The sequence below is a fragment of the bacterium genome (assembly GCA_021372775.1).
GTDB lineage: Bacteria > Acidobacteriota > Polarisedimenticolia > J045 > J045 > JAJFTU01.
In genome coordinates this window covers 1-1,590 of sequence record JAJFTU010000371.1, presented here as the reverse complement: position 1 = coordinate 1,590, position 1,590 = coordinate 1, and the positions used below count along the sequence as shown (strand labels likewise).

Sequence of the window (1,590 nt, the reverse complement as noted above, 5' to 3'; positions counted from 1 at the left end):
TCCCGCCAAGTGCTCGTCGAACATGTCCCCGCGCTGCATCGTGCGCTTGATCTTGGCCAGCAGCGGCCGCAGCGCCTGATAGCGGTCGCCGAGGTAGTCGGCGAGGGAGTCGATCGTCGCGTCGGCCGGGCTCGGCTCGGGAATCGCCTTCACCGTGATTCCCCGGCGCGCGAGGAAGCGGAGGAGCCGTTCGTCGGCGCGCGGCGGCGGCGCGACGACGGCCGGCTCGGGCGCCGCCGCGTCCGCGCCGTTCGATCCGGCGCCCTCGGCGATCCCCTCGCCCGGCGCCGCGACGCGCTCTCCCGGCGCGCCGCGCAGCGCCAGCGTCTCCAGCGCTGCGGCGATGCGGTCGAGCCGGGCGAGCAGTTCGTCGAACCGATCGTCCTTCGCCGCGCGCGCCGCGCCGCCTGCGCCGACGGCGCCCATTGGCCTCGCGGCGGACGCCTGCGCGCCGCCGTTCGCCGCGCGCCCCGGCGCGGCCGCGGCGCCCTCTCCGAGCAGTTTCTCCAACAGACTCACTCTCGGTCCCGCCGGCCGGGGTCGTTGCGTCCCGCGACGAGGGAGGCGCCCCGGAAACGCCGCCCCCTGGACGTGGACTCACCGCATGCCGCGCCGCTCCGCCCCGCGCGCATCGCCGTCCGCGGGTTCACAGCGTCGGTCGGCGGCGCCGAGACTCAATCACGACCGACACGATAGAAGCGGCCGCGCGGGCGACTCCGCGCGCCCGTCGTCGCCTTCCGCCGGCCGGCCGCGCGCCCCGCGGAGCGGCGCGTGATTTCCACCCCGAAGCGCGCCACGCCGCCGTCGAAACCGAGGTCGAACGCCGCCGCCAGCGCCTCCCGCAGCGCGCGCCGCGTCCCCGAAGGAAGCCCGTCGAAGTCGGCGCCGTTCTCCTCGAACCACTGATGCACGTAGCCGTACAACTCCCGCGCATCGACCATCTGCCACTCGAGGAACTCCTGGTACTCTTCAGAGACCCGGCTGCCGACGAGGTCATTCAGCAGGTCGTCGATGTCGTCGCGACTCGGCGGCGTCGCTGGGTTCTCCTTCCACAGCCACGCCGCCTCGGTGCCCTTGGCCACCGCGAAGCTGAAGGCGTACTGCAGGAGCGAGAACTCCAGCGGCCCCTTCTCGATGCGGCGTTGCTCCACCAGAATCATGACCAGCTGGCTCGCCAGCCTGCGCGACAGCGCCGTAACCCCGGCGACGGCGACGAGTTCGGCGTCCAGCACCAGTTCCACTTCGACGCCCTTGTCGATGACCAGTTCCCTCAGTTCCATTTGCGGCTCCTCGCCGCGACGCGGCGGCCGAGACTGACGGCCGGCGCCCCCTCGGCGCCCGCCACTGATGAAGACGCTCCTCGCGTCGCCCGCTGACGCCGGCCCGGCACGCAGCCCGCGACGCGCTCTCCCGGCGCGACGCGCAGCGCCAGCGTCTCCAGCGCCGCGGCGATGCGGTCGAGCCGGGCGAGCAACTCGTCGAACCGATCGTCCTTCGTCGAGCGCCCCGCGCCGCTCCGGCCGACGCGCATCGCCGGCCGCGAGTTCACAGCGGGTCAGTCGGCGGCGCCGCGCGGACTCGTCGATTTGT

The 1,590-nt window shown here is 73.8% G+C and carries 3 protein-coding genes; all 3 read right to left on the bottom strand.

All coding sequences use genetic code 11. The annotated features are described in order from the left end of the window. The coding region (locus LLG88_12275; GenBank protein MCE5247679.1) for a hypothetical protein at window positions 1-510 on the bottom strand (510 nt) is incomplete at its 3' end. Window positions 511-674: 164 nt separating this feature from the next. Continuing rightward, window positions 675-1,280 carry a hypothetical protein gene (locus LLG88_12270; GenBank protein MCE5247678.1) on the bottom strand — a complete coding sequence of 202 codons (606 nt, stop codon included), beginning with the start codon at window positions 1,278-1,280 and terminating at the stop codon, window positions 675-677. Beyond that, window positions 1,271-1,531: a hypothetical protein gene (locus LLG88_12265; GenBank protein MCE5247677.1), complete on the bottom strand. Its 261-nt coding sequence runs from the start codon at window positions 1,529-1,531 to the stop codon at window positions 1,271-1,273. The genes LLG88_12270 and LLG88_12265 overlap by 10 nt, the downstream gene beginning before the upstream one ends. Window positions 1,532-1,590: the final 59 nt, after the last annotated feature.

Excerpts from the sequence above, each read along its gene's own strand:
- LLG88_12270 (MCE5247678.1), bottom strand. The coding sequence starts at position 1,280 with ATGGAACTGAGGGAACTGGTCATCGACAAGGGCGTCGAAGTGGAACTG.
- LLG88_12265 (MCE5247677.1), bottom strand. The coding sequence starts at position 1,531 with ATGCGCGTCGGCCGGAGCGGCGCGGGGCGCTCGACGAAGGACGATCGG.